This is a genomic window from Pseudomonas grimontii, assembly GCF_007858185.1.
Taxonomy (GTDB): domain Bacteria; phylum Pseudomonadota; class Gammaproteobacteria; order Pseudomonadales; family Pseudomonadaceae; genus Aquipseudomonas; species Aquipseudomonas grimontii.
Genome location: NZ_VFES01000012.1, coordinates 1 through 24,190, shown reverse-complemented (window position 1 = coordinate 24,190; position 24,190 = coordinate 1). Strand labels below are relative to the sequence as shown.

Genomic DNA, 24,190 nt, shown 5'->3' with positions numbered 1-24,190 from the left:
CTTGAGAGGCTCCTGCCAGCAGACGCTGTGCTTTCCTCGCGACGGCAGCTACCTTAGCCTCTGCGCGCGTAATTCTCGCTCGATCATTCTAATTTAGCGATAGAACGTCAGGCTAGCATACACTTTCGGCGGAAAAATTTGAGTCGTCAAAACGCTTGCGCCAACGTATATGCCCAGGTGAAAAACGTGCCACAGAATTCAACCATACCTTGTTATCCACTTTTCGGCTCAACAGGCCCGACTAGTCAAGTCAAATTGCTTTCTGTTCGTCCAATGGTTGAACATTGGCGGCTATCGATTTTTCTAGGCACAGCTTTTCTTAAAGAGTCCCACTTCGGGTTGGGTCTCAACGATTAAGAAATGTATTTAGAGTGGCATCATAGAAATTCTTGCATTTGGCCGGGCTCAGTAAAATGCGATCCTCTAAACTTTTAGAAATAGTTAGAGGAAGCAAGCTGTTGAAATTTAAGAGTAAAAGTCCTGCTAACGGTTACTAAGGGTCCGGATCTGTTGGCGTCCATCACGGTCTTGCCTTCCAGCCATTGCGCCGGGACGCTGCGGTAATGCTCCAGGGGGATCGCCACGAGCACCACATCGCCGAATCTGGCGGCGTCGTCGGCGCTGCCCACCTGCACGCCGAGTATGCCGCTCACTACGCTGCTCATGGTGTGTGGGCCGCGGGAGTTACTCAACATCACTTCGTGCCCGGCCGCCAGCGCCAGTTGGGCCACGGCGCGCCCGATAAAGCCTGCTCCAATAACACCAATCTTCATGGTCTTGCTCCAATGAATGGGGGGAGCGGCTATGATGATTGGCAACTAATTGGCGATAAATCGTCGTTTTGGTGTGGATGTTGTTACTGGGAGTGGTGAATGATGGATCGGCTGTCGAGCATGAATGCCTTTGTGATGGCTGCTGAGTTGGGCTCGTACGCGCGGGCTGCCGAGCGCTTGAGCATGTCGCCGCAGATGGTGGCCAAACATGTCGCCGCGTTGGAGCAGCGGCTGGGTGCTCGCTTACTTAACCGCACCACTCGAAGGCAAAGCCTGACGGAGTTGGGGAGCGCGTACTACGAGCGTTGCAAACATATCCTGGTAGAAGCCGAGGCTGCCGATTCACTGGCGCAGATCATGAACGACACGCCGCGCGGCAAACTGAAAATCACCGCTCCGGTAACCTTTGGCTCCAACAGCCTGATGCCGTTGATTACCGGGTTCCTGCGCGATAACCCGGATGTGGAAATCGACCTGCACTTGACCGACCGTTTCGTGGACCTGGTGGAGGAGGGCTATGAAGCCGCTTTTCGTATCGGCCCCCTGGCGACCACCGGTCTGACAGCCCGGCCGCTGGCACCTTACCGCTTGGTGGTCTGTGCTTCGCCGGAGTACCTGGCGGCACGCGGAACCCCGCAGGCCCCAGCGGACCTTGAGCGTCACGAATGCCTCGGATATGCCTTCTGGTCGCGGCCGGCGGATCGCGAGTGGGTGTTCTCCCAGGATTCGACGCCGTACAAGGTGCAGGTTGCCAGCCGTTTGCAGATCAATGAAAGCAGAGCCTTGATGTCCGCCGCGCTGGATGGCTTTGGCATCGTGCTCGGCCCCGAAGACTTTTTGCGTGGGGCATTGGCCAGGGGCGAATTGGTCCGGGTGCTGCCGGACTATGAAGCGCCGAGCCGGCCGATGCACCTTGTCTACACGGCGAATCGCCAGCGTACGGCCAAGCTGAGACGCTTTGTCGAAGCGGTGTTGGGACGCTTCGGTCACCCTTGATGCGTGCTGCTTCAGCAATCCGACAGACACAACCTGTTAAAAAAGTACCCAGACCTGAGCAGGAGCACGGCTAAAACACGGAGGCATTTTTTACCGGTGCAAGTGTGGGGCGATAACGCCCGAGGGGGTTGTATGTTGTTACGTTACGCGGCATTAGCGGCAGTTGTCGTCGCGGCGTCCGGGTGTGTGCAGGAGCGCGTGGTGCATGAGCGCCGGCCTGTGCAGCGTGAATATGTCGAGGTGGTGGCGCCACAACCGCCGCCGGTTCAGGTCATCGAAGTCGAGCCTGCCGTACGTGAAGGCTACATATGGTCACGTGGTTACTGGCGCTGGGAAGGCGGTCGCTACGTTGCCGTACACGGCCATTGGGAGCCGGTGCGCGAAGGCTATCGTTATGTGCATCCGCATTGGGTGCAGCGTAATGATGGTTACCACTGGCAGGGCGGTGGCTGGGTTCGTTGAGCCCGACTAGGATGGCTTCCTTGTACCCAGGAACCGTATTTCCCGTAGCAGCGCGGCACCGAGTTGATCGGTGCCCAGCTCCTTGTATCCCACGGCCTTGACCTCTCCGTTCTCTTCGGCCTGGATGATGATCACTGGCGTCTCTTTGCCGGTGGCTTCGTCGATGTGTAAAGCGTATTGGGGAATATCCACCTTGATCGGCGTACCCGCCGCTTTGCCTTGCACATTGATCAGGAACGCTGCGCAGCCGGTGTCGACATCCACACTGGTGGCAGAGCGCCCGCTGACGAAGCAGCTCTTTGGCAGGTCGGGCCAGATGATCTCGGCCAGTGCGAGGGACGGCGTCAGGGCCAGGGCAGCAAGAAGAAGCGTGCGCACGTGGGGCTTTCTCTCGATCAGGGATAAGCGCGATTTTTACCAAAGCCTACCCGTTGCCGCAATGCTACGGCTCAGGCCAGACGCTCCATACCTGCTGCCTTGGCCGCATTGAGGTCAAAGGTGGCGGTGTATTCGCAGCCGGCGGCGTGGGCGCAGCGCTCTATCAGGCAGTCGGCAAAATCGGCGTTGTTGGCCGTGAACCGTCGAAGCGCCTGCCAGATGACTTCGGCATGTTCGATGGTCAGCTCACGGGTGCGCAGCAGGGTTTCCAGAACGACGACGATGTCATTTTTGGCGGATTGGTAGCAGCTCTGTAACACCCATACCAATTCCACCACGGAGACCAGGCTGACAAACCCTGGCGAAAGCGTGGTGAGGGATTCGATCAATTCGGATGCCTTGGGGGATTGAACGGGATCATCCTGGGTGACGTAGCGCACCAGTACATTGGTATCCAGTCCGATCATCCAGCCTTCGCTCCCTGCGCCGCGATGGCACGGTTCATGTCGTCAATGGACACAGCCCTGGCAGGCTTCTGGATCAGCCCCTTGAGGTCATGGACAGTCTTGCTCGCTGCAATGATGGAAAACTTGCCATCTTCCGTTTCGACGAACTCGACGCGGTCGCCTGTTTCCAGGCCCAGTGCAGCCCTGACTTGGACGGGGATGGTGATTTGCCCTTTTGAGGTAAGTGTGGCGGTCGCCATAGTAAAGATCTCCAACATAATATTCCTTACCTTAGGGTAAGGAATGATGGAGGACAATATCCGTTGGTCCATAGGTCGCTCTTCAGAGGAGGGGTGAGTCGGAGTCATAAAGCCCTAGCCCGAACTCAGCCCCGCCACACGCTTACCCATGCCGCAAACAGATACAAACTATGACCGACCGCCCGTTGAAGCCTGGCGGCTGTCATCAAATGCGCGACAGTGCCGGGCTAGCTCACTGCACCACGCGATAGCACGGTACATACGCCGCGCCGCCCGGCAACTTCATGCGGTGCTGGGCGACAAACGCCTGCAACAGCTCATCCAGTGGCTTCATGATGGCCGGGTCGCCGTTGATCTCGTACGGACCGTGTTGTTCGATCAGGCGAATGCCCTTGTCCTTCACGTTACCCGCCACGATCCCCGAGAACGCACGGCGCAGGTTGGCCGCCAATTCATGGGGCGGCAGCGTGTGGCTCAGCTGCAGACTGGCCATGTTTTCGTGGGTTGGGTCGAACGGGCGCTGGAAGCCTTCGTCGATCTTCAGCAGCCAGTTGAAGTGGAACGCGTCGTTGCGCTCACGGCGGAACTGCTTCACCGCCTTGAGGCCGGCAGTCATCTGGCGGGCCACTTCGGCCGGGTCGTCGATGATGATCTGGTAGTGCGCCTGCGCGGCTTCGCCGAGGGTGGCGCCGACGAAGGCATGCAGTTGTTGCAGGTACGGCGCGGCTTGTTTCGGCCCGGTGAGAATGACCGGGAAGGGCACGTCGCGGTTGTCCGGGTGCATCAGGATGCCCAGCAGGTACAGGAACTCTTCGGCCGTGCCGGCGCCGCCGGGGAAGATGATGATGCCGTGGCCCACGCGCACGAAGGCTTCCAGGCGTTTTTCGATGTCCGGCAGGATCACCAGTTCGTTAACGATGGGGTTCGGCGCTTCGGCGGCGATGATGCCCGGCTCGGTCAGGCCCAGGTAGCGCCCGCCGGTAATGCGTTGCTTGGCGTGGGAAATGGTCGCGCCCTTCATCGGGCCTTTCATCACGCCTGGGCCGCAACCGGTGCATACGTCGAGGCTGCGCAGGCCGAGTTCGTGGCCGACTTTCTTGGTGTATTTGTACTCTTCGGTATTGATCGAGTGCCCGCCCCAGCACACCACGATCTTCGGTTCCACACCCGGACGCAGCGTGCGGGCGTTGCGCAGCAGGTGGAACACGTAGTCGGTGATGCCCTGGGAGTTGCTCAGGTCGATGCGCTGGCTGTCCAGCTCGTTCTCGGTGTAGACGATGTCGCGCAGGGCGCTGAACAGCATTTCGCGGGTGCTGGCGATCATTTCGCCATCGACGAAAGCATCGGCGGGGGCGTTCAGCAGTTCCAGGCGCACGCCACGGTCCTGCTGGTGGATGCGCACTTCAAAGTTCTTGTAGGCGTCGAGGATGGTCTTGGCGTTATCGATATGCGCGCCGGTGTTGAGGATCGCCAGGGCGCACTGGCGAAACAGGGTGTAGATGCTGCCGGTACCGGCTTCGCTCAGTTGCTGGACTTCACGTTGGGACAGGGTTTCGAGGCTGCCCTTGGGGCTGACGGAGGCATTGATGACTTGGCGTTGGGGCATTCTGATTCCTTGAAAGCGCAGCCACCGCACCTGTTGAGGTGCGATGACTTGAGAATGGTGGGCGCAGGTTAGAGCGCACGAGCCGAATATTTACCTCAGGCGCAGGGCCGAGCGCAAATACCGTCCAACACCATCATGCCGCAGAACTTACTCAATCAGCTTCCAGTTTTTGTAGAAAACTCGACGCAGGGTGAAGACCAGCCCGGCAAATCCCGCGATGACGGCGTTAAGCACCGATGGCAGCGGCGTCGGCCGTACGATGTCGATAAACAGGCAGTAGCGCTTGGCGTCATTTTTGTTGAAGGACGCATGCATCAGCGTGTCATCGAAGATAAACAGCGGGTCGTCATGCCAGTAATGCTTGTGCTTGCCGACCTGGATGTACACGCCGTCGTGATGGGGCGCCGGTGCCATGTTGTAGAGCACACGGAACATCATGCGCAGGGGGCCGAAGTGAAAGGACGTCGAGCGGTTTTCGTTGAATACCGACACACCGATGGTTTTCACGAATGGCAGCTTTTTGCGCAGTTCAGGAATATCCAGGGTGGTTTCGATCGGCCGCCCGTACCACTGGAAAAACAACATGCCGCGCTTCTTCTCGGCCATGCGTTCGTCCAGGTAGCCGATGATTTCATCCTTGTGGGACATGGCGTCATCGAGCACCTGTTGCAGGTCTGCGCGCCAGGCGGGCGGCAGGTCGCGCATCGTGTAAACGTGACGGTTGCGCGAGCTCAGCAGGTCGAACAGGGTGTTGAACGGCGCCAGCAGCCAGGTGTTACGGCCGCTGCCGATAAAGTATTTCTTGAAGGTGGGCTTGTCATACAGGCCGTTACGCAGGAAGTCGTAAACGCCACACACCAGGACCAGGCAGAGGAACACCAGCGTGGTTTCGGGGAACACATCGATAATCAGCAGTACGCCGAGCACCCAGGCGACCGATACGGCTTTCTTACGCAAAGCAGACTTGTTCATGCAACACAGCTCCAGGAGGACGCCATTCGACAGGTCCGGATCCGTGGCCGCGAGTGGTGGGTTTTGAAACATAATGAAACAACTCCGTCATGATAAGGCGTCCGGCAGCGGATTGGCGTTTTAAATAGTGCGAAATTGTGAAGGCTCGACACAGTTTTAACCCTTGTGGGCTTGTGTGGATTGGATTTTGTAAACAGAAGATTTGCGACTATCGTGACGCTTCGGTTTTTCGGACGTCATAGACCGGTACGATTGAAGTTGAATGGCCACCACTGGCCTTCGGCACCTTGGAAGAGGCAGAAATTTTATGATCATCAAACCGCGGGTTCGTGGCTTTATCTGTGTGACCGCTCACCCTGTTGGCTGTGAGGCGAACGTCAAGGAACAGATCGACTACGTAACTGAGCACGGCGCCATCCAGGATGGCCCGAAGAAGGTGCTGGTCCTCGGCGCTTCCACCGGCTACGGCCTGGCCGCGCGCATCAGTGCTGCGTTTGGCTGCGGCGCCGATACCTTGGGCGTGTTTTTTGAGAAAGAAGGCGAAGAAGGCAAGCTGAGCTCCGCCGGCTGGTACAACAGCGCTGCGTTCGAGAAGTTTGCGGTTGAAAAAGGCCTGTACGCCAAGAGCATCAATGGCGACGCGTTTTCCGACGAGATCAAGCGCCTGACCATCGAAACCATCAAGAAAGACCTGGGCAAGATCGACCTGGTCGTCTACAGCCTGGCCGCCCCGCGCCGCACCGATCCCAAGACCGGTGAAGTCTACAATTCCACCCTCAAGCCAATCGGCAAGGCCGTGACCCTGCGCGGTATCAACACCGACAAAGGCGTTGTAGTCGACACCACCCTCGAGCCTGCAACCCAGGAAGAAATCGACGGCACCGTGAATGTCATGGGTGGCGCGGACTGGCAGCTGTGGATCGACGCCCTGCGTGATGCGGACGTGTTGGCCGAAGGCGCCAAGACCACCGCCTTCACCTACCTCGGCGAGAAGCTGACCCAGGACATCTACTGGAACGGCTCGATCGGCGAAGCCAAGAAAGACTTGGACAAGAAAGTCCTGACCCTGCGCGACAACCTCGCGGCACTGAAGGGCGACGCCCGCGTATCGGTCCTCAAGGCCGTGGTCACCCAGGCCAGCTCTGCGATCCCGATCATGCCGCTGTACTTGTCGTTGCTGTTCAAAGTGATGAAAGAGCAGGGCACCCACGAAGGCTGCATCGAGCAGGTCTACGGCCTGTTCAAGGACAGCCTGTACGGCAGCCAGCCGAAGCTCGACGCTGACGGTCGCCTGCGTGCCGACCTGGCCGAACTGGAATCCAAGGTCCAGGACGCCGTGGCGGCCTTGTGGAACCAGGTCACCGACGAGAACGTCAACGAGATCAGCGATTTCGCCGGCTATAAGGCTGAGTTCCTGCGCTTGTTCGGCTTTGAAGTCGATGGCGTGGACTACGACGCTGACGTGAATCCGACCGTGAAGATCAATGGCTTGATCCAAGCGTAAATGATGTGACTGATAGCGGCCTGATCATCGGGTTATCAGGCCGCTGTCTTCCCAGTCATGATTCAGGCAAGGCTATTTTTTTTGCCTGGGTGAAGGCGGACCGCCTCACGTTGGTCACTTCTTTCTCCCACAGGGGATTCAGCGGTACGTAATAACCGCTGTCCTTGGCGGTCTTGATCAGTTCTGCCATTTCCCTGCTGTCGTGGATGATGCTGATTTCATCGAATCGACCCAGTTTTGCCGGTAGGAAAAACGTCGCCGGGTAATTGGCAGCCACTTCCGTGGCCGGGCTGCCCGAGTCCGCGTTGTGATGAACCACTCTCTCTCCCTCGCCGACCAATTTTTGATTGATCAGCCCTATCATCTGCTCTATCCGTGGTGTTGCGTTGCCAAGGTGGGGATCTTCTTTCCGGTAGAAATGGCCGGGGCTGTCGAAGTCTGCGCGTAGTACCTCAGGAACTTGCTTATAGCGTTCAACTCGACCCTTGAAGACACTGTGGGCCACGTCCGGTATGGGGAGTTTGTCCTGGGGGCCGAAGTCGCTGATATGGGGCGCGATCAGGTGCAGGTCGTAATCGGCGGTCAACGGTTTGCCTTCTGCATGCTTGGCCAGCACTTCAAGGGGCTTGCCCTGATGGGTGATGAAGTAGCTGTCGCTTGAAGGTGACGTGCGATGGCCTTCGAATGTATAGGTTTGCTGACTGGGCCCACGGGCGCTTAATTGCAATGTGCCGTCAGCGCCTTGAACGGCCAGTTGGGTTATGTGGCCGAGCTTGACCAATACATCAAGGCGCTGGCTCGACAGCTGCAGGGGCGTTGCAACTGCATGGCCTTCTTGGATACACGCTTGGATTTGCTCATTGGCGTTGGCTACTTTGGCTGGTGTTTTTTCGGCAACTTGTTCAAGTTTGCTGAATGCCTGGTCTGTACAGATCAGACCTGCCTGAGGGCCCCAGTTGGCGCTCTTGCCTTTGATATGGAAGTCCTTGGTGGGGTGCCCGGCTTCTATCAGGCCTGTTGCGACGGTTTCGACCGGGCGTATGCCTATGATGGAGTTGGTGGTCATTGCGATGTCTTGCAAGGGGGCAAGATGGCTTGGCACGATGCCTGTTTCGTCCTTGACCCGATCGACCAGCACTGCTGTGGGAGTATTTGCGCCTTGGGCGAGATAGTTTTGCAGCGCGGCAAGGCTGTATGCGGAAGGGGAGGTCATTGAAGAGGTTATGCTTGTCATTGAAGTTTCTCCGAGTCATATCCACAGCGAAGTTCGATGATTCCCTCCAGACGCTAGCTCCTTGAGTTGGACGCCCGAGATTAAAGTGAGGGCGCCTTCAAACGGGAAGAACAAGTGTGACTATCTATGTGAGATAGAATCCGCGCCTTAAAGCTAAAGACCTTTATTAACAAGGGAAGCTGCGGGTTCCCCGCGCACGCCTTGTTTGAATCTCAGAACAATCCTACTCGTGCTTACTTGCTGTTAGGGGCCGGGTACATGCCAAACTGTCCTGACCCTGGCGTTGCACAAAAGGAGGAACCCATGACGATCCGCGCAGTAGTGTTTGACTTTGGCGGTGTACTGTTCGACTGGAACCCGCAACACCTCTACCGCAAGCTGATTGCCGACGATCAAGAGCGGCAGTGGTTCCTCGATAACATCTGTACCCAGGCCTGGAACACCGAGCAGGATGCGGGGCGGCCATTGGCCGAAGCCACGCAAATCCTGATCGATCAATACCCCCACCATGAACCCTTGATCGCGGCCTACTACGACCGATGGCACGAAATGCTGCGTGGCCCGTTGCCCGAAGGCGTGGCAATTCTCAACGCGCTGCATCAGGCCAACATGCCACTGTTTGGGCTCACAAACTGGTCGGCGGAGACCTTTCCCTATGCGCTCGCCAATTACCCCTTCCTTCGCAAATTTCGCAACATCGTGGTGTCTGGCGAGTTGAAGTTGATCAAGCCCGATGCGGCGATCTATCACGCCAGCCTCAGCCAGATACGGGTGTACCTGCCGGACATCCAGCCGGGGGAAGTGGTGTTTATCGATGATGTCGCCGGCAATATCGATGCGGCCATCGGCCTCGGCTGGCAAGGTATTCACCATGTGTCTGCCGAGCAGACGGCTGGGCGATTGCGCGAGCTGGGTGTGGGCTTCTAGCGCGCCCACTTTTCCAGGGCGAAATCGACAAAGGCGCGCAGCTTCGGCAAGCGATAACGATCCTGACCGTACAGCAAATGCATGGGCCGGCTGGGCAGTTGATAGGTGGTCAGCAAGGCCACCAGCTTGCCGGACTGCAGGTCCGGCTGCACCAGGGCATCCGGCAGCATGACGATCCCCATGCCTTGCACGGCTGCCTGGCGCAAGGCCTGGGAGCTATTGATGGTCAGCGAGCCGGACACCGGGATTTCCACTTCGCCTTCTGCGCCGGTCATGCGCCACAGCTTGTCGGCGTTGCGCCAGTCGTCGGTGGAAGGATAGGCGAACGCCAGGCAGTCATGCTGTTGCAGATCCTCGGGCGCCTGTGGCGTACCCCGTCGGGCCAGGTAATCCGGTGAGGCGCACAGGGTGATGGTGTAGTCCTGCATCGGTCGGGCGATCAGGCTTGAGGGTTCCAGTTCGCCCAGGCGGATCGCTACGTCAAAGCCGCTGTCGACGATGTCCACGCGCTGGTTGCTGAGCACCACGTACAGCTTGATCAGCGGGTAGCGTTGTGAGAACTCGCTCAGGGCCGGCGCCAGGCGTTCGGTGCCGAAGGCGGGTGGCGCGGTGATGCGCAGGGTGCCTTTGGGGATGTCGCTGTGGGCCTGTTCGGCCAGTTGCTCGGAGTCGGCCACCAGTCCCAGCACTTCCTGGCAGCGCTGGTAATACTGGCCGCCGAATTCCGTGAGGCTCTGTTTGCGGGTAGTGCGCTTGAGCAGGCTGACGCCCAGGCGTTGTTCGAGGGCGCGCAAGTGGTTGCCGACCATAGTGGTCGACATCCCGCAGGCGTGGGCGGCGGCGGTCATGCTGCCGGCTTCTACCACCTTCACGTACACCGACATCGCTTGGAACAGATCCATTAACAAGCCCTGATTTAAAGTCATTGCAGGAAAGTGCAGTTTATCCAGCTGAAGTGGCTAACGATACTGCTGCTATCACAACGATGCACTGGAGCCTGCCACCATGACCGCCGCCTGCCTGATGACCACCTATCAACCCTTGGCCCTGAGTTTCACTCGTGGCCTGGGCACGCGCCTGTGGGATCAGCAGGGGCGCGAATACCTGGACGCGGTGGCGGGTGTGGCAGTGACCAATGTCGGGCATTCCCACCCAAAGCTGGTGGCGGCCATCAGCGAACAGGCCGGCCTGTTGTTGCACACCTCCAACCTCTACAGCATCGACTGGCAGCAACGTTTGGCCCAGCGCTTGACCCAGCTGTCCGGCCTGGACCGTGCCTTCTTCAACAACTCCGGCGCCGAAGCCAACGAGACGGCGCTGAAACTCGCGCGGTTGCATGGCTGGAAAAAAGGCATCGAAGAGCCCTTGGTGGTGGTGATGGAGAATGCCTTCCATGGCCGCACCCTGGGCACCATGGCGGCGAGCGATGGCCCCTCGGTGCGCTTGGGTTTCCAACGCTTGCCGGGGGATTTTCTCAAGGTCAGGTTTGGTGATCTGGCGGCGATCGAGGCAATCACCCAGACGTTCGGCACGCGAATCGCGGCGGTCTTGCTGGAACCCATCCAGGGCGAAAGTGGGGTATTGCCAGCGCCGCCGGGTTACCTGCAAGCCCTGCGTGACCACTGCACACGGCACGGCTGGCTGATGATGCTCGACGAAATCCAGACCGGCATCGGCCGTACCGGTGCCTGGTTTGCGTTCCAGCATGAAGGCATTGTCCCGGATGTGATGACCCTGGCCAAAGGCCTCGGCAATGGGGTGCCCATCGGTGCCTGCCTGGCCAGGGCTGTGGTAGCCGAGCTTTTCACGCCCGGCAGTCACGGCAGTACCTTTGGCGGCAACCCGCTGGCGTGCCGGGTGGGCTGCACCGTATTGGACATTATCGAAGAGCAAGGCTTGTTACAGAACGCTGCGCAACAGGGCGAACGCTTGCTGGCGCGGTTACGCATGGAATTGGAAGAGCATCCGCAGGTGCTGGCGATTCGGGGGCAGGGCCTGATGATCGGTATTGAGTTAGCCAGCCCCTATCGCGACCTGGCCCAGCGCGCCGCCCAGGAGCATGGGCTGCTGATCAATGTGACGCGGGGTAAGGTCATTCGCCTGCTGCCGCCGTTGACCCTGGAGACCAAGGAGGTCGAGATGATCGTGCGGGCCATCACTCGGCTATTGAGCTAGGTCCCTGCCGTTGAGCCACTCCTGGTTCAGGGTGTCGGTATCCCCCAGGTACTCCAGCAACCACGTCATGGCCGGGGACAGTTTGCTCTGGGCCCAGGCCACGCACGACGGGCTGGCCGGGAACGGGCGCGTCAGTTGCAGCGCCACCAATTCACCGCGCTCGATCCACGGCAATACCTGATGCGCCGGTGCCATGCCGACGCACAGGCCATCGCGCAGGCAATCGATGGCGGAAGCCCAGTTCGGCACCACCAGCCGCCGTTGGTTATCCAGGGTCCAGGTGTCGCGCTTGGGCAGGTTGCGCGAGGTGTCGGTCATGCACAGCGAGGCGAAGGGGCGCAGTTGGTCGTCATTGAGCAAACCTTCCACCGCCGCCAACGGGTGCCGGGCGCTGACCACGCACAACCAGTTCAATAAGCCCATATCGCGAAAGGTGAAGTGACTGGCCACCGGCACGGCGCTGGTGGCGCCGATGACAATATCGGTGCGCTCATCCGCCAAGGCATCCCACACGCCGTTGTACACCTCGTATTCCAGGAGCAATTCCACCTCGGGAAACTGCCGATAGAAATCCAGCACCAACTGCCGGCAGCGCTGGGGTTTGACGATGGAATCCACGGCCACCTTCAACTGGCCACTCCAGCCATTGGCCACCTGTTGGCACAGGCGCCGTGTGCCGAGCATTTTTTTCATCACGCCGCGGGCTTCGTCGATAAAAAGGCGGCCGGCGGGGGTCAGTTCCACATCACGATGCCGGCGCACAAACAGCGGCACCGCCAGCCACTCTTCAAGTTGACGTACGGTATAACTGATGGCTGACGGCACACGGTGCAGTTCCTGGGCGGCGGCGCTGAAGCTGCCATGCCGCGCTACTGCGTCGACGACATCCAGGGAGTATTCGGACCACATGAGGGTTGCCTTCAAAAATATTGATAACAGTCGCCAATTATTATCGCTTCACACAGAAACTGTCAGCTTCATAATGCGCGGCAGTCAGCAAATAGTTTGATGGCAAGGTTAACAAGGCTTCAATGAAAAATTCTTTTGGTTTCACCTGGTATCTGGCGGGGCTGAGCATGCTCGGTTACCTCGCCATGGACATGTATTTGCCCGCGTTCGGCGCCATGGGCGAGCAGTTGCATATTGGTGCGGGGGCGGTGGGCGCCAGCTTGAGTATTTTCCTCGCCGGCTTTGCGGTGGGGCAATTGCTCTGGGGACCGTTGTCCGACCGCCTGGGGCGCAAGCCGATTTTGCTCGCAGGCTTGAGCCTGTTTGTCGTGGGGTGCGCGGGGATGTTTTGGGTCGAAACCGCGCCGCAGTTGCTGGCCTTGCGCTTTATGCAGGCGATTGGCGTGTGTTCCGCCGCCGTGAGTTGGCAGGCGTTGGTGATCGACCGCTACCCGGCCGACAAGGCCCACCGCGTATTCGCCAGCATCATGCCGTTGATGTCGTTGTCGCCGGCGCTGGCGCCGCTGCTGGGCGCGATGGTGCTGAACCACTTCGGTTGGCAGGCCATCTTCGGCGTATTGCTGGGCGTGTCGTTGCTGTTGTTGCTGCCGACGTTGTTCCTGCGCTCCGTGCCGAAACCTCAGGCGCGGGAAGGCGAACCTGCGGGCCTTGGCTATTGGCAGTTGCTCACCTCCCGGGTGTTTACCGGCAATGTGATGATCTTCGCCGCCTGCTCGGCCAGCTTCTTCGCCTGGCTGACCGCTTCGCCCTTTATCCTGGGCGACATGGGCTACAGCCCGAATGACATCGGCCTGAGCTACGTGCTGCCAACCTTGGCGTTTCTGGTGGGGGGCTACAGTTGCCGCAGTGCTTTGCAGCGTTTCCAGGGCAAGACGCTGTTGCCGTGGTTGCTGCTGGCCTATTGCATCAGCATGGTGGCGTTGTACCTGGTCGCCACCTTGACCGTGCCGACGCTCACCACCTTGTTGATTCCGTTCTGCTTGATGGCGCTGGTCAATGGCGCCAGCTACCCGATCGTGGTGGCGAATGCGCTGATGCCGTTTGCAGAAAACTCCGGCAAGGCGGCGGCACTGCAAAACACCCTGCAACTGGGCCTGTGCTTTCTCAGCAGCCTGTTGGTGTCGTCGATGATCGAGCAACCGTTGCTGATCACCGCGATCGTGATGCTGGCGACCGCGCCCTTGGCCGTGTTGGGCTATTGGCTGGCGCGGCCGAAGGCAGACGATTCGGAACTGGCGGCTGCCTAGAACGTCACTTCCCTGTTCACCGTCGGCGTGACGCACGGCTGCCCCGGCCGCCGTCCACGCCGAACTTGTTGTGCCAGTCCTCGTAACCCACCCTGAGGTACAGGTTCGGCTTCACGCTCTTGCCCGGTCGTACCGCGACCATCAGCGCGCTGCGCATCAAGGCTTCCGGTGCCGTATCACGGCCGCGGTAGTCCTCGCCTTTTTCCCCGACGTAATTGATGAACCCCTGGAATTTCGCCACTTCAGGTTGAGCATGTAGCGTTCTGGCTCATCACAGTCGAATTGTTTTTGTAACGCTGATGGAGGGTATTTTGTTCGATTGATTGTATACAACTCTATGGACATCCAGTCTAAAGATTGCATACAGTGGCCGCACAACAAAAACAGAGAACCCCTCACCATGACTATCCCGAAGGCGTCACCGCAGCGGCCGGAAGATGAGAATCTAGGCGTCGCCGCTAACATGGCTTACGGCCTGCAGCATGTGCTCACCATGTATGGCGGCATCGTCGCGGTACCGTTGATCGTTGGCCAGGCGGCCGGGTTGTCACCAGCGGATATTGGCCTATTGATCGCCGCATCGTTGTTTGCCGGTGGCCTCGCGACCCTGTTGCAAACCCTTGGCCTACCGTTCTTTGGCTGTCAGTTGCCGCTGGTGCAGGGTGTGTCGTTTGCCGGGGTGGCGACCATGGTGGCGATTGTCGGCAGCGATGGCGCCGGTGGGGTGCCGGCGATTCTCGGGGCGGTGATGGCCGCGTCGTTTATCGGGCTGTTGATCACCCCGGTGTTCTCGCGGATCACCCAGTTTTTCCCGCCGTTGGTGACCGGTATTGTGATCACCACCATCGGCCTGACCCTGATGCCCGTGGCGGCGCGCTGGGCCATGGGCGGTAACAGCCGCGCGGCGGATTTCGGCAGCATGCCCAACATCGGCCTGGCGGCGTTGACCCTGGTGCTGGTGCTGCTATTGAGCAAGATCGGCAGCGCGACTATCTCGCGCCTGTCGATCCTGCTGGCGATGGTGATCGGTACGGTGATTGCGGTGTTCCTTGGCATGGCGGACTTTTCCGGCGTCACCCAGGGGCCGATGTTCGGTTTCCCTACGCCGTTCCATTTCGGTATGCCGACCTTCCATATCGCGGCGATCATTTCCATGTGCATCGTGGTGATGGTGACGCTGGTGGAAACCTCAGCCGACATTCTCGCGGTGGGTGAAATCATCGATACCAAGGTCGACTCCAAACGCCTGGGCAACGGCCTGCGCGCGGACATGCTGTCGAGCATGTTCGCGCCAATCTTCGGTTCGTTTACCCAGAGCGCCTTCGCCCAGAACGTCGGCCTGGTGGCGGTGACCGGGGTGAAGAGTCGCTTTGTAGTGGCAACGGGTGGGGTGTTCCTGGTGATCCTCGGCTTGCTGCCATTCATGGGGCGGGTGATCGCAGCGGTACCGACCTCGGTACTGGGAGGTGCCGGGATTGTGCTGTTCGGCACCGTGGCGGCCAGTGGTATTCGCACCCTGTCCAAGGTGGACTACCGCAACAACATGAACCTGATCATCGTGGCCACGTCCATCGGTTTCGGCATGATCCCGATTGCCGCGCCGAGTTTCTACGACCAGTTCCCCAGCTGGTTTTCGACCATTTTTCACTCGGGTATCAGTTCGTCGGCGATCATGGCGATCCTGTTGAACCTGGCGTTCAACCATTTCACCGCGGGTAACTCTGACCAGCAGTCGGTGTTTGTGGCGGGGACTGAGCGCAGTTTGTGCTTCCACGACGTAGCGGCGTTGCGGGATGGGGACTATTTCAGGGGGGGCAAGTTGTTCGATGCCGAGGGCAAGGAGATTCCATTGGTGGCGCAGGTGCCAACGAAAGCTGCACAAGCTGAAACCACGGAGGTCTAAAAATGTGGGAGGGAGCAAGCCCCCTCCCACATTCGGAACTCAACCAACCTTGCGGACTGTGTGCGGCATAGAACACGCCTCATCCAAAAACTTCACCACGGTACCCATGCATGCCTGGCGTTCTTCCACGTGGGGCATGTGGCTGGAGTCTTCAAACAGCGCCCAGCGCACATCCGCGATCTCATCCAGGAACGGCTTGACCACCAGTGGCGTGGCTTCATCATGCCGGCCGGAGATCACTAGGGTCGGCACCTTGATCGCCGACAAGCGGCCAATGGATTTCCAGTCCTTCAGGCTGCCGATCACGTGGAACTCGGTCGGACCGCTCATGGCGTGATACACCGTGGGGTCCGAGTCGACTTGGGCAAAGGTACGCGCCACTTCTTCCGGCCACGGGTTAACGCGGCACACGTGCTGGTCATAGAACACCCGCGAAGCGACGAGGTATTCCGGATCGTTGTAGGTGCCGGCGGCTTCATGCTCGAGCAGGGTTTCATGCACGCCTTGGGGCAGCAGTTTGCGCAGGCGGTTGGCCTCGCTGACCCAGGTGCGCATGCAGGTCGGCGAGTTCGCCGGGATAAACGCGCGCAGGCCTTTGGGTTGCAGGATCGCGTGCTCGCTGCCGAGCATGCCGCCCCAGGACTGGCCGAGGATCGCGTAGTTATCGCTGATCTGCAGGTGGTCCAGCAGGTTATCCAGTTCTTTAAGGAATAGATCGACGGTCCAGAAGGACGGGTCTTTTTCTGGCAAGTGGGTGGAGCGGCCATTGCCCAGTTGGTCGTAATGGATGACCGCGTGACCGCTGGCTGCGACGTCCTTGAAGGCGTCGACATAATCATGGGTGCAGCCGGGGCCACCGTGGATGATCACCAGCGGCGTGCGGCCGCTGGACGGGTCGCCGGTGACGCGGTACCAGGTCTGGTAGGCGCCAAACGCCGCATACCCTTCGCGGATTTTTTCGATGAATTCCATTTCGTGCCCTGCTCTGAAAAAAGGATCAGGGACACGATAGTCTGCGCGCGAAATTTAGGTAACTAGCAAAACAGCTAGGTTTTGCCGGGGGATCAGTCTTCCAGCAGACGATAATGGGTAGCGCGGACCACAGCTTGTACACGGTTCTTGGCCCCCAGTTTGTGCATCGCCGAGGCCAGGTGCAGGGTGACAACCGCCAGTGAACGGCTCAATTGCGTAGCGATTTCGGCGGCGGTGAGGCCGTCGGCGGCCCACTTGAGGCATTCGCGTTCACGTTTGGTCAGGTGAATGTGCGGGTAGGTGCGCAGCTCCTTGCCGAACAGCGGGTAGGCCGCTTCCTGCAAAGCGTGGGAAATCAGGCTGAAGTCAGACAAGGTCTGCTGCGCATCCGGCAATACGGTGTGAGCTTTGCCGATTCGCAGGCCCGTCAGCGAAGCGAAGCCGCCCCGAGGCAGATGGATCGGCACGCTGACGCCACAGGTCAGTTGCTGGTCGTGCAGATAGGACGACACGGGGGCGTGGCACGGGTCGATGATCTTTTGCAGCGGGGTGTTGGCCTTGGCTTCGTAGGACCAGACAAACGGTGACACCGTGCTCAGGGACAGGTGTTGCACCGGGTCTATCTGGTAAAACCCTTCGCGGCACCACAAGGCATGCCAATCGGGCGGCGTATTGCGCAGCTCCAGCACCGAAGGGGTGATCAATGCACCCTCCTGGTCGATCGGCACCGGGCTGTAGTCGTACACCAGTGCATCGAAGCCCAACTGCTGGGCGAGGATGAACGTGTTGTCCATCTGCTCATCCAGGCTCCTGCCCGGCATCAGACGTTGATTGAAGGCAGTCAGCTTGGTCAGCATCCGTTCTGCTCCCGAATTCATTTGAATCTCGACTTGCTGCAAGTAGAATGCCACGCCCCGGCGAAGGACTGCCAGGCCAAACCTATAAGAAATACTAGGTTATGGACGCACGGCATCCTCGGTAGTGTTGGCCTGATAAACGGCCGCTACCCGCCAGGCCGATACAACACAAGGAATGTATGCATGTGGCGTGAAATTGCCCCCGACCAGCAGTACAACGTGCAAGTCGATGGCCACAACCTCGTGGTCTACAGCTTTGGCGAAGGCGATGAGGTGCTTTTGTGTCTAAACGGCGGGCCGGGCCTGCCGTGTGACTACTTGCGCGACGCCCATGGCTGGCTCAAGGACCATAACCTGCGAGTGGTTGCATTCGACCAGCTTGGCACAGGCGCATCAGCCAGACCGACCGATGTTTCCCTGTGGGAAATCCGCCGTTATGTCGAAGAAGTCGAAACCGTACGCCAAGCCCTGGACCTCGGCCGCGTGCACCTGCTCGGGCATTCCTGGGGCGGCTGGCTGGGCATCGAATACGCCATCCATTACCCCGACACGCTGAAAAGCCTGATCCTCGAGAACACCGTCGGCGACATTCCGCACCTGTCCCAGGAGCTGGAACGCCTGCGCGGCGCGCTGGGCAGTGAAACCGTGGCCATGATGCAGCGTCATGAAGCCATGGGCACCCTGGACCACCCGCAGTACCAGGCCGCGATCACCTTGCTCAACTATCGCCATGTGTGTCGTCTGGACGAATGGCCCGAACCGGTCAAGCGCTCCCTCGGCGACTGGAACATGGGGCCCTACGAAACCATGCAGGGCCCCAACGAATTCCTCTACGTCGGTAACCTCAAGGACTGGAACCGCATCCCCGAGATGGCCGCTTTCAACATGCCGATCCTGATCACCACCGGCCAGCACGACGAACTCACCCCGGCCTGCGCGATGCGTATGAAGATGGCAGCCAAGCACGCCGAACTGCATGTATTTCCCAACAGTAGCCATATGCCGTTCTACGAGGAGCCACACGCGTATTTTCCAGTACTGTTGGACTTTCTCGCTCGCCACCGAGGCTGACAGATGAACCTGGCGCGCTACCGTTTTGTACTGTCCCGGCCGCTGCAATTGCTGCCGGTACTGTTTGGCATCAGCCTGATCACGTTTGTGCTGGTGCGCTCGATCCCGGGCGACCCGGCACGCGCCTTGCTGGGCTCGCGCAGCACCCCAGACGCCTTGCTGAAAATCCGCGCCCAGTACGGCCTCGACCAGCCTTTGTGGCAGCAGTATTTCTACTTCCTGAAGAACCTGCTCAAGGGCGACCTCGGCCAATCATTGTTGTACAAAGTCGACGCCTTGAAATTGATCGTCACCCGTATCGAACCCACCCTGGTGCTGGTGCTCGGCAGCGTGGTGCTGGCGCTGCTGATTGCGCTGCCGCTGGCGACGCTGGCCGCGCGCAATAAAGGCGGGTGGGCGGATAACCTGATCCGCGTGTTCACCACCGTGGGCCTGGGCATGCCGGCGTTCTGGCTGGGCCTGATGCTGATCCTGCTGTTCAGCGTGCAATGGGGGCTGTTCCCGGTGTCCGGCTACGGCCGTACCTGGCTGGACAAGGCGCACCATATGGTCCTGCCGTGCCTGACCATCGCCCTGGCGCTGTCGGCGGTGCTGGTCCGCAACCTGCGGGCGAGCATGTTGATGGAGCTGCAGGCCGATCACGTCACCGCCGCTCGGGCGCGTGGGCTGTCGGAAGCAGCGGTGTTCCGTCGTCATGTGTTACCCAATTCCCTGGTGCCGGCGGTCAACCTGCTGGCGGTGAATATTGGCTGGCTGATCAGCGGCACCGTCGTGATCGAAAGCCTGTTCGCCATTCCCGGCATCGGCCAGTTGCTGGTGCGCGGCATTTTTACCCGCGATTACATGGTGGTGCAGGGCGTGGCGATGGTGCTGGCGTGCGCGACGGTGGTGGTCAATTTTGTCGCGGACGTGGTCACGGTGGCCCTCGATCCTCGGGTGAAAATGCAATGAGCAGCCGTCCACTGATCGCCCCATGGCGCCTGCGTCTGCGTTTTGGCTTTCGCAATGGCCGACTGACGGCCGCGTGGGGGCTTTTGATACTGCTTTTGTGGTTGGTCCTGGCGCTGTGTGCACCGTGGATCGCGCCCTATGATCCGATTGCGCAGAACACCGACATCAGCTTGGTGGGGCCGAGTCTGGCCCATCCGTTCGGTACGGATAACTACGGTCGAGACATCCTTTCGAGGGTGATTTGGGGCGCGCGCGTCGACCTGCAGCTTGCCATCATCGGGGTGATATTCCCGTTCATGATCGGCACGTTTATCGGCGCCGTTTCTGGCTATATCGGCGGGCGCTTCGACAGTTTCTGCATGCGCGTGATCGACGTGATCCTGGCGTTCCCGTTCCTGGTGTTGATGCTGGCGATCATGGCCATCCTTGGCCCGGGCCTGAAGAGTTTTTATATCGCCATGGCGCTGGTCGGCTGGGTGTCGTATGCGCGGCTGATCCGCTCACAGATCCTGGTGCTTAAGGAAAGCGACTTTGCCCTGGCGGCCAAAAGCCTGGGTTTTGGCCATGGGCGCATCCTGTTCCGGCATTTGCTGCCGAATGCGATGTTTGGCTCGATAGTGTTTTCCATGTCTGACGCGGTGCTGGTGCTGCTCAACGGTGCGGCCGTGAGCTACCTGGGCCTGGGCGTGCAACCGCCGACGGCGGAGTGGGGCACGATGATTGCCGAGGGGCAGGCGTTTATCACCACGGCCTGGTGGATCTGCACGTTTCCGGGGTTGGCCATCGTGAGCCTGGCCATGGGCTTCAGCCTACTGGCCGATGGTGTGGCGCAAGTGTTGGGGGACCGCTCATGAGCCTGTTGCAGGTGCAAGACCTCAGCGTGATCGCCAACAACGCCGGGCGCGATGTGACCTTGGTCGACCGCGTGTCCTTTGACCTGGCCGAAGGCGAAATCCTCGGCCTGGTGGGCGAAAGCGGCTCGGGCAAGACCATGGCCTGCCGTGGCTTGATGCGCCTGTTGCCGTCGCCCAACCTGCGCGTGCAGGGCGGTGCGGTACGCCTGGCCGGCCAGGACCTGCTGCAACTGGATGACGCCGGCATGAGGGCGGTGCGTGGCGGGCAGTTGGGCATGATCTTCCAGAACCCCAGCAGTCACCTTGACCCGCTGATGCGCATCGGTGATCAGATCGCCGAAGGCATCCGCCTGCATCAGGGCACGTCGAAAAAAGACGCGCGCCGACAAGCCATCGAGGTGTTGCGCCAGGTGGGCATTCCCGATCCCCAGGTACGGGTCGACAACTATCCCCATGAGTTTTCCGGTGGCATGCGCCAACGCGCGATGATCGCCGTGGCCCTGGGCTGCAACCCCAAAGTACTGATTGCCGACGAACCGACCACGGCCCTTGATGTAACCGTGCAGGCGCAAATCCTGCGCCTGCTGCTGGACCTGCGTGACCAGCGCGGCCTGTCGATCATCATGATCACCCACGACCTCGGCGTGGTCGCGCAAACCTGTGATTCCATCGCCGTTATGTACGCCGGGCGCCTGTGCGAACACGGCAGCAAATACGACCTGCTCGCCCATCCGCAACACCCCTACACCGCAGGCCTGATCGATTGCCAGCCGGCCCACAGCAGTGGCCATGCGTTGCTGCGCACCATCCCCGGCCAGCCGCCCTTGCTGGATGCGCTGCCGGATGGCTGCCGCTTCAACCCGCGTTGCCCGCAGGTCGGCGCGTTGTGCACCGAACTGTTGCCCGAAGGCGCGCGCGTGGCGTGTCACTACCCGTTGGGAGCGCGCCCATGAGCCTGTTGCAGATCAAGGACCTGGAGGTGCGGTTCGCCGCGTCCGGCACGGGTGTGTTCGGCCTGAACAAGCAGTGGGTGAGGGCGGTGAACGGCGTGTCGCTGAACCTGGCAGCCGGTGAAACCCTGGGATTGGTGGGGGAGTCCGGCAGCGGCAAAAGCACTTTGGGGAGAGCGATCCTGCACCTCAACCCGATCAGTGCCGGGCAGGTGTTGTTCGATGGCATCGACATGGCCCATGGCAGCGCGGTCGACATAGCGCGCCTGCGCCATGAAACGGCGATGATCTTCCAGGATCCCTACGCCGCGTTGAACCCGCGCCACACCATCGGCGAAACCATCGCCGAGGTGCTGCGGGTGCAGCGCAAAGTCCCGGCAGAGCGTATCCCGACTCGCGTCAACGAGCTGCTTGAGCTGGTCGGCCTGCGCCCTGAACTGGCCAGTCGTAAACCCGGCTCCCTCAGTGGCGGCCAGTGCCAGCGTGTGGGGATCGCCAGGGCGCTGGCGGTGGAGCCGCGCTTGATCATCGCCGATGAATGCGTGGCGGCGCTGGATGTGTCGATCCAGGGCCAGATCATCAACCTGTTGTTGGAACTGCAACAGCGCATGAACCTGGCGATCCTGTTTATCGCCCACGACCTGGCCATCGTACGACGCCTGTGCGACCGCGTGGCGGTGATGTACCTGGGCAAGATCGTCGAGGAAGGGCCGGTGGAAGCGGTCTTCACGTCGCCGCGCCATCCGTATACGGCGGCGTTGATCGAGGCGATTCCGGAGATCGATCCGCATCGGCCTTTGCCTACGGAACCGTTGCCTGGCGAGCCGCCCAGCCCCCTGAATTTGCCTACGGGCTGTGCCTTCCACCCACGTTGCCGGTACGCCCGGACGATGTGTTCCGTGGTGTTGCCGCCTACCCATTCCCTGCACGAGCATCGGTACAGTTGCGTGCTTGAAGAACCGTTGACCCTTCCTGCCCATCATGAACAAGGAGTTATGACATGCAATCGCGCCACTTGAAGTTACTCGCCGCTGCTACGCTGACAGCCTGGTCGCTGACCGCCGGTCTTGCCCAGGCCGCCGGCGTCCTCACCATCGGCTGCCGTGAAGACAGCACCACGTTCGACCCGATCAAAAGCGCGCAAAACCGCGATACCTGGGTATTCGCCAACGTCTACGACACCCTGGTGCGCGTGGATAACCTGGGTACCAAGATGGAGCCGGGCCTGGCAGAAAGCTGGGACGTCTCCAAGGATGGCCTGACCTACACCTTCAAGCTGCGCGATGCGAAGTTCTCCGATGGTTCGGCGATCACCGCCGAGGATGCCGCGTTCAGCCTGCTGCGTATCCGCGACAACAAGGCTTCGTTGTGGGCTGACCCCTTCAACCTGATCAACACGGCCAAGGCATCAGACCCGCACACCCTGGTCGTCACGCTGAAGACTCCGGCGGTGGCTTTCCTCTCGCAACTGGCCTCGCCGACGGTCTCGATCCTGTCGGAAAAAGCCATGACCAAAATGGGTGAGGACGCCTACTCGGAAAATCCGGTGACCTCCGGCGCGTTTACCGTGGACGAATGGCGCAAGGGCGACCGGGTCATCCTGAAGAAGAACCCGAACTTCTGGCAGGCCAAGAAGGTCAGCCTGGATGGCGTGGAGTGGGTCTCGGTGACCGACGACAACACGCGGATGCGCATGGTCCAGAACAACGAGTTGGACACGGCGATCTTCGTCCCCTTTTCCCGGGTTGAAGAACTGAAGAAAGACAAGAACGTGGTGATCCACTCCGACCCCTCCACCCGTGAAGATCACCTGCTGATCAACCACGCCCACGGTCTGCTCGCCAAGCAGGAAGTGCGCGAGGCGCTGGACATGGCGATCGACAAACAGTCGCTGGTGAAAACCGCCACCTACGGGCAAGGCACGGTGGCCTATTCCTACATCCCTAAAGGCTCGTTGTTCCACTACGCCAACAACCTGCAACGCCCGTATGACCCGACCGCCGCCAAGAAGCTGTTGGAAAAGGCTGGCGCGAAGGACTTGAAGCTCAACTATGTGGTCAACGCCGGCAACGAAGCCGACGAGCAGATCGCGGTGATCATCAAGGACCAGTTGGCCAAGGTCGGTGTGACCGCCAACCTGCAGAAAGTCGACCCGACCCAAAGCTGGCAGATGCTGGTGGACGGTGAATACGATATTTCGGTGATGTACTGGACCAACGACATCCTCGACCCGGACCAGAAGACCACCTTCGTACTCGGCCACGACACCAACCAGAACTACATGACCCGCTACAAGAACGACAAGGTCAAGGAGCTGGTGGCGGCGGCGCGCATCGAGGCCGACCCGGTCAAGCGTGAGCAGATGTATGTCGAACTGCAGAAACTGGCGAAACAGGATGTGAACTGGATCGACCTGTACTACAGCCCATACATCAACATCTCACGCAAGAATGTGAGCAACTTCCTGCAAAACCCGCTGGGGCGCTTCACGCTTGAGGAAGTGGTGAAGAACTAAGTTCCAGAGAACACCCGCAATACAAGTGTGGGAGGGGGCTTGCCCCCATATGCGCTAACCATATCTCAAAAGCTATAGTAAAAACTGCCTCGCTATAGGAAGTGACTAGCAGTGACAGACGCCACGCAAAAACTGAATGAAGACTGGCCAAAACTCCTGGCGCTGTTG

The 24,190-nt window shown here is 59.9% G+C and carries 23 protein-coding genes and 2 pseudogenes; 13 read left to right on the top strand and 12 right to left on the bottom strand.

Annotated elements, in window-relative coordinates; genetic code table 11:
- Nucleotides 1-497 precede the first annotated feature (497 nt).
- Nucleotides 498-773 (bottom strand): annotated as a pseudogene (locus FIV39_RS18815) (NADPH-dependent F420 reductase); the annotation flags it as partial.
- Nucleotides 774-872: 99 nt separating this feature from the next.
- Between FIV39_RS18815 and FIV39_RS18810 the strand changes: the two are divergent.
- Together FIV39_RS18810 and FIV39_RS18805 are read left to right on the top strand one after the other, a co-directional pair.
- Entirely contained in the window at nucleotides 873-1,769 is an 897-nt protein-coding gene (locus FIV39_RS18810) for a LysR family transcriptional regulator (protein ID WP_090407511.1), read from the top strand.
- A gap of 132 nt (nucleotides 1,770-1,901) precedes the next feature.
- A complete protein-coding gene (locus tag FIV39_RS18805; RefSeq protein WP_090407508.1) occupies nucleotides 1,902-2,231 on the top strand; it encodes a YXWGXW repeat-containing protein in 330 nt (109 codons plus the stop codon).
- A 6-nt stretch (nucleotides 2,232-2,237) separates the two neighbouring features.
- On the opposite strand, the gene FIV39_RS18800 is transcribed toward FIV39_RS18805, so the two are convergent.
- From FIV39_RS18800 to FIV39_RS18780, 5 genes are all read right to left on the bottom strand, one after another.
- Nucleotides 2,238-2,609: a hypothetical protein gene (locus tag FIV39_RS18800; protein WP_090407505.1), complete on the bottom strand. Its 372-nt coding sequence runs from the start codon at nucleotides 2,607-2,609 to the stop codon at nucleotides 2,238-2,240.
- A 71-nt stretch (nucleotides 2,610-2,680) separates the two neighbouring features.
- Nucleotides 2,681-3,076 (bottom strand): PIN domain-containing protein, encoded by a 396-nt coding sequence (locus FIV39_RS18795; RefSeq protein WP_090407501.1) that lies wholly within the window; start codon nucleotides 3,074-3,076, stop codon nucleotides 2,681-2,683.
- Nucleotides 3,073-3,387, bottom strand: coding sequence for an AbrB/MazE/SpoVT family DNA-binding domain-containing protein (locus tag FIV39_RS18790; RefSeq protein WP_186731540.1), 315 nt, complete (start codon nucleotides 3,385-3,387; stop codon nucleotides 3,073-3,075). The genes FIV39_RS18795 and FIV39_RS18790 overlap by 4 nt, the downstream gene beginning before the upstream one ends.
- Before the next feature lie 160 nt (nucleotides 3,388-3,547).
- Nucleotides 3,548-4,921 (bottom strand): nucleotide 5'-monophosphate nucleosidase PpnN, encoded by a 1,374-nt coding sequence (ppnN, locus tag FIV39_RS18785; protein WP_090407498.1) that lies wholly within the window; start codon nucleotides 4,919-4,921, stop codon nucleotides 3,548-3,550.
- A 147-nt stretch (nucleotides 4,922-5,068) separates the two neighbouring features.
- Nucleotides 5,069-5,893 carry an aspartyl/asparaginyl beta-hydroxylase domain-containing protein gene (locus FIV39_RS18780; protein WP_090410113.1) on the bottom strand — a complete coding sequence of 275 codons (825 nt, stop codon included), beginning with the start codon at nucleotides 5,891-5,893 and terminating at the stop codon, nucleotides 5,069-5,071.
- A 307-nt stretch (nucleotides 5,894-6,200) separates the two neighbouring features.
- Here FIV39_RS18780 and fabV point away from each other — a divergent pair, with 307 nt between their 5' ends.
- Nucleotides 6,201-7,397 carry an enoyl-ACP reductase FabV gene (gene fabV / locus FIV39_RS18775; RefSeq protein WP_090407495.1) on the top strand — a complete coding sequence of 399 codons (1,197 nt, stop codon included), beginning with the start codon at nucleotides 6,201-6,203 and terminating at the stop codon, nucleotides 7,395-7,397.
- A gap of 55 nt (nucleotides 7,398-7,452) precedes the next feature.
- On the opposite strand, the gene FIV39_RS18770 is transcribed toward fabV, so the two are convergent.
- Complete coding sequence (locus tag FIV39_RS18770) at nucleotides 7,453-8,631, bottom strand: anthrax toxin-like adenylyl cyclase domain-containing protein (RefSeq protein WP_090407491.1); 1,179 nt, start codon at nucleotides 8,629-8,631, stop codon at nucleotides 7,453-7,455.
- Nucleotides 8,632-8,934: 303 nt separating this feature from the next.
- On the opposite strand from FIV39_RS18770, the gene FIV39_RS18765 reads away from it, so the two are divergent.
- Nucleotides 8,935-9,558: an HAD family hydrolase gene (locus FIV39_RS18765; protein WP_090407488.1), complete on the top strand. Its 624-nt coding sequence runs from the start codon at nucleotides 8,935-8,937 to the stop codon at nucleotides 9,556-9,558.
- Here the strand turns inward: FIV39_RS18765 and FIV39_RS18760 are convergent.
- Nucleotides 9,555-10,460, bottom strand: coding sequence for a LysR family transcriptional regulator (locus FIV39_RS18760; protein ID WP_090407484.1), 906 nt, complete (start codon nucleotides 10,458-10,460; stop codon nucleotides 9,555-9,557). The genes FIV39_RS18765 and FIV39_RS18760 overlap by 4 nt on opposite strands.
- Nucleotides 10,461-10,563: 103 nt before the next feature.
- On the opposite strand from FIV39_RS18760, the gene FIV39_RS18755 reads away from it, so the two are divergent.
- Nucleotides 10,564-11,733 carry an aspartate aminotransferase family protein gene (locus FIV39_RS18755; protein ID WP_090407481.1) on the top strand — a complete coding sequence of 390 codons (1,170 nt, stop codon included), beginning with the start codon at nucleotides 10,564-10,566 and terminating at the stop codon, nucleotides 11,731-11,733.
- Here FIV39_RS18755 and punR read toward each other — a convergent pair.
- Nucleotides 11,722-12,642: a DNA-binding transcriptional activator PunR gene (punR, locus tag FIV39_RS18750; RefSeq protein WP_090407478.1), complete on the bottom strand. Its 921-nt coding sequence runs from the start codon at nucleotides 12,640-12,642 to the stop codon at nucleotides 11,722-11,724. The two genes, FIV39_RS18755 and punR, sit on opposite strands and share 12 nt — an antisense overlap.
- A 122-nt stretch (nucleotides 12,643-12,764) precedes the next feature.
- Here punR and punC point away from each other — a divergent pair, with 122 nt between their 5' ends.
- Nucleotides 12,765-13,949, top strand: a complete 1,185-nt coding sequence (punC, locus tag FIV39_RS18745) for a purine nucleoside transporter PunC (protein ID WP_090407475.1) — start codon at nucleotides 12,765-12,767, stop codon at nucleotides 13,947-13,949.
- Here punC and FIV39_RS18740 read toward each other — a convergent pair.
- Nucleotides 13,946-14,187, bottom strand: a pseudogene (locus FIV39_RS18740) (nucleoside-binding protein); the annotation flags it as partial. The gene punC and the pseudogene FIV39_RS18740 sit on opposite strands and share 4 nt — an antisense overlap.
- Before the next feature lie 162 nt (nucleotides 14,188-14,349).
- Between FIV39_RS18740 and FIV39_RS18735 the strand changes: the two are divergent.
- Complete coding sequence (locus tag FIV39_RS18735) at nucleotides 14,350-15,852, top strand: nucleobase:cation symporter-2 family protein (RefSeq protein WP_090410111.1); 1,503 nt, start codon at nucleotides 14,350-14,352, stop codon at nucleotides 15,850-15,852.
- A gap of 39 nt (nucleotides 15,853-15,891) precedes the next feature.
- Here FIV39_RS18735 and FIV39_RS18730 read toward each other — a convergent pair whose 3' ends face one another.
- Entirely contained in the window at nucleotides 15,892-16,824 is a 933-nt protein-coding gene (locus tag FIV39_RS18730) for a proline iminopeptidase-family hydrolase (protein WP_090407472.1), read from the bottom strand.
- A gap of 92 nt (nucleotides 16,825-16,916) precedes the next feature.
- Nucleotides 16,917-17,681 carry a LuxR family transcriptional regulator gene (locus FIV39_RS18725; protein WP_090407469.1) on the bottom strand — a complete coding sequence of 255 codons (765 nt, stop codon included), beginning with the start codon at nucleotides 17,679-17,681 and terminating at the stop codon, nucleotides 16,917-16,919.
- Nucleotides 17,682-17,864: 183 nt separating this feature from the next.
- Between FIV39_RS18725 and FIV39_RS18720 the strand changes: the two genes are divergently transcribed.
- The 6 genes from FIV39_RS18720 to FIV39_RS18695 are packed head-to-tail and all read left to right on the top strand — an operon-like array spanning nucleotide 17,865 to nucleotide 24,022.
- The gene (locus tag FIV39_RS18720) at nucleotides 17,865-18,752 is read left to right on the top strand and encodes a proline iminopeptidase-family hydrolase (protein WP_090407466.1); all 888 of its coding nucleotides are present in this window, start codon (nucleotides 17,865-17,867) and stop codon (nucleotides 18,750-18,752) included.
- A 3-nt stretch (nucleotides 18,753-18,755) separates the two neighbouring features.
- Nucleotides 18,756-19,703: an ABC transporter permease gene (locus tag FIV39_RS18715; RefSeq protein ID WP_090407464.1), complete on the top strand. Its 948-nt coding sequence runs from the start codon at nucleotides 18,756-18,758 to the stop codon at nucleotides 19,701-19,703.
- Entirely contained in the window at nucleotides 19,700-20,557 is an 858-nt protein-coding gene (locus FIV39_RS18710) for an ABC transporter permease (RefSeq protein ID WP_090407461.1), read from the top strand. Before FIV39_RS18715 ends, FIV39_RS18710 begins: the two co-directional genes overlap by 4 nt.
- Complete coding sequence (locus FIV39_RS18705; RefSeq protein ID WP_090407458.1) at nucleotides 20,554-21,510, top strand: ABC transporter ATP-binding protein; 957 nt, start codon at nucleotides 20,554-20,556, stop codon at nucleotides 21,508-21,510. The genes FIV39_RS18710 and FIV39_RS18705 overlap by 4 nt, the downstream gene beginning before the upstream one ends.
- Nucleotides 21,507-22,526: an ABC transporter ATP-binding protein gene (locus tag FIV39_RS18700; protein ID WP_090407455.1), complete on the top strand. Its 1,020-nt coding sequence runs from the start codon at nucleotides 21,507-21,509 to the stop codon at nucleotides 22,524-22,526. Before FIV39_RS18705 ends, FIV39_RS18700 begins: the two co-directional genes overlap by 4 nt.
- Entirely contained in the window at nucleotides 22,508-24,022 is a 1,515-nt protein-coding gene (locus tag FIV39_RS18695) for an ABC transporter substrate-binding protein (protein ID WP_090407452.1), read from the top strand. The genes FIV39_RS18700 and FIV39_RS18695 overlap by 19 nt, the downstream gene beginning before the upstream one ends.
- The last annotated feature ends 168 nt before the right edge of the window (nucleotides 24,023-24,190 follow it).

Coding starts and splice junctions, on each gene's coding strand:
- FIV39_RS18810 (WP_090407511.1), top strand. CDS start 873: ATGATGGATCGGCTGTCGAGCATGAATGCCTTTGTGATGGCTGCTGAG.
- FIV39_RS18805 (WP_090407508.1), top strand. CDS start 1,902: ATGTTGTTACGTTACGCGGCATTAGCGGCAGTTGTCGTCGCGGCGTCC.
- FIV39_RS18795 (WP_090407501.1), bottom strand. CDS start 3,076: ATGATCGGACTGGATACCAATGTACTGGTGCGCTACGTCACCCAGGAT.
- FIV39_RS18790 (WP_186731540.1), bottom strand. CDS start 3,387: ATGGACCAACGGATATTGTCCTCCATCATTCCTTACCCTAAGGTAAGG.
- ppnN (WP_090407498.1), bottom strand. CDS start 4,921: ATGCCCCAACGCCAAGTCATCAATGCCTCCGTCAGCCCCAAGGGCAGC.
- FIV39_RS18780 (WP_090410113.1), bottom strand. CDS start 5,893: ATGAACAAGTCTGCTTTGCGTAAGAAAGCCGTATCGGTCGCCTGGGTG.
- fabV (WP_090407495.1), top strand. CDS start 6,201: ATGATCATCAAACCGCGGGTTCGTGGCTTTATCTGTGTGACCGCTCAC.
- FIV39_RS18770 (WP_090407491.1), bottom strand. CDS start 8,631: ATGACAAGCATAACCTCTTCAATGACCTCCCCTTCCGCATACAGCCTT.
- FIV39_RS18765 (WP_090407488.1), top strand. CDS start 8,935: ATGACGATCCGCGCAGTAGTGTTTGACTTTGGCGGTGTACTGTTCGAC.
- FIV39_RS18760 (WP_090407484.1), bottom strand. CDS start 10,460: ATGGATCTGTTCCAAGCGATGTCGGTGTACGTGAAGGTGGTAGAAGCC.
- FIV39_RS18755 (WP_090407481.1), top strand. CDS start 10,564: ATGACCGCCGCCTGCCTGATGACCACCTATCAACCCTTGGCCCTGAGT.
- punR (WP_090407478.1), bottom strand. CDS start 12,642: ATGTGGTCCGAATACTCCCTGGATGTCGTCGACGCAGTAGCGCGGCAT.
- punC (WP_090407475.1), top strand. CDS start 12,765: ATGAAAAATTCTTTTGGTTTCACCTGGTATCTGGCGGGGCTGAGCATG.
- FIV39_RS18735 (WP_090410111.1), top strand. CDS start 14,350: ATGACTATCCCGAAGGCGTCACCGCAGCGGCCGGAAGATGAGAATCTA.
- FIV39_RS18730 (WP_090407472.1), bottom strand. CDS start 16,824: ATGGAATTCATCGAAAAAATCCGCGAAGGGTATGCGGCGTTTGGCGCC.
- FIV39_RS18725 (WP_090407469.1), bottom strand. CDS start 17,681: ATGCTGACCAAGCTGACTGCCTTCAATCAACGTCTGATGCCGGGCAGG.
- FIV39_RS18720 (WP_090407466.1), top strand. CDS start 17,865: ATGTGGCGTGAAATTGCCCCCGACCAGCAGTACAACGTGCAAGTCGAT.
- FIV39_RS18715 (WP_090407464.1), top strand. CDS start 18,756: ATGAACCTGGCGCGCTACCGTTTTGTACTGTCCCGGCCGCTGCAATTG.
- FIV39_RS18710 (WP_090407461.1), top strand. CDS start 19,700: ATGAGCAGCCGTCCACTGATCGCCCCATGGCGCCTGCGTCTGCGTTTT.
- FIV39_RS18705 (WP_090407458.1), top strand. CDS start 20,554: ATGAGCCTGTTGCAGGTGCAAGACCTCAGCGTGATCGCCAACAACGCC.
- FIV39_RS18700 (WP_090407455.1), top strand. CDS start 21,507: ATGAGCCTGTTGCAGATCAAGGACCTGGAGGTGCGGTTCGCCGCGTCC.
- FIV39_RS18695 (WP_090407452.1), top strand. CDS start 22,508: ATGCAATCGCGCCACTTGAAGTTACTCGCCGCTGCTACGCTGACAGCC.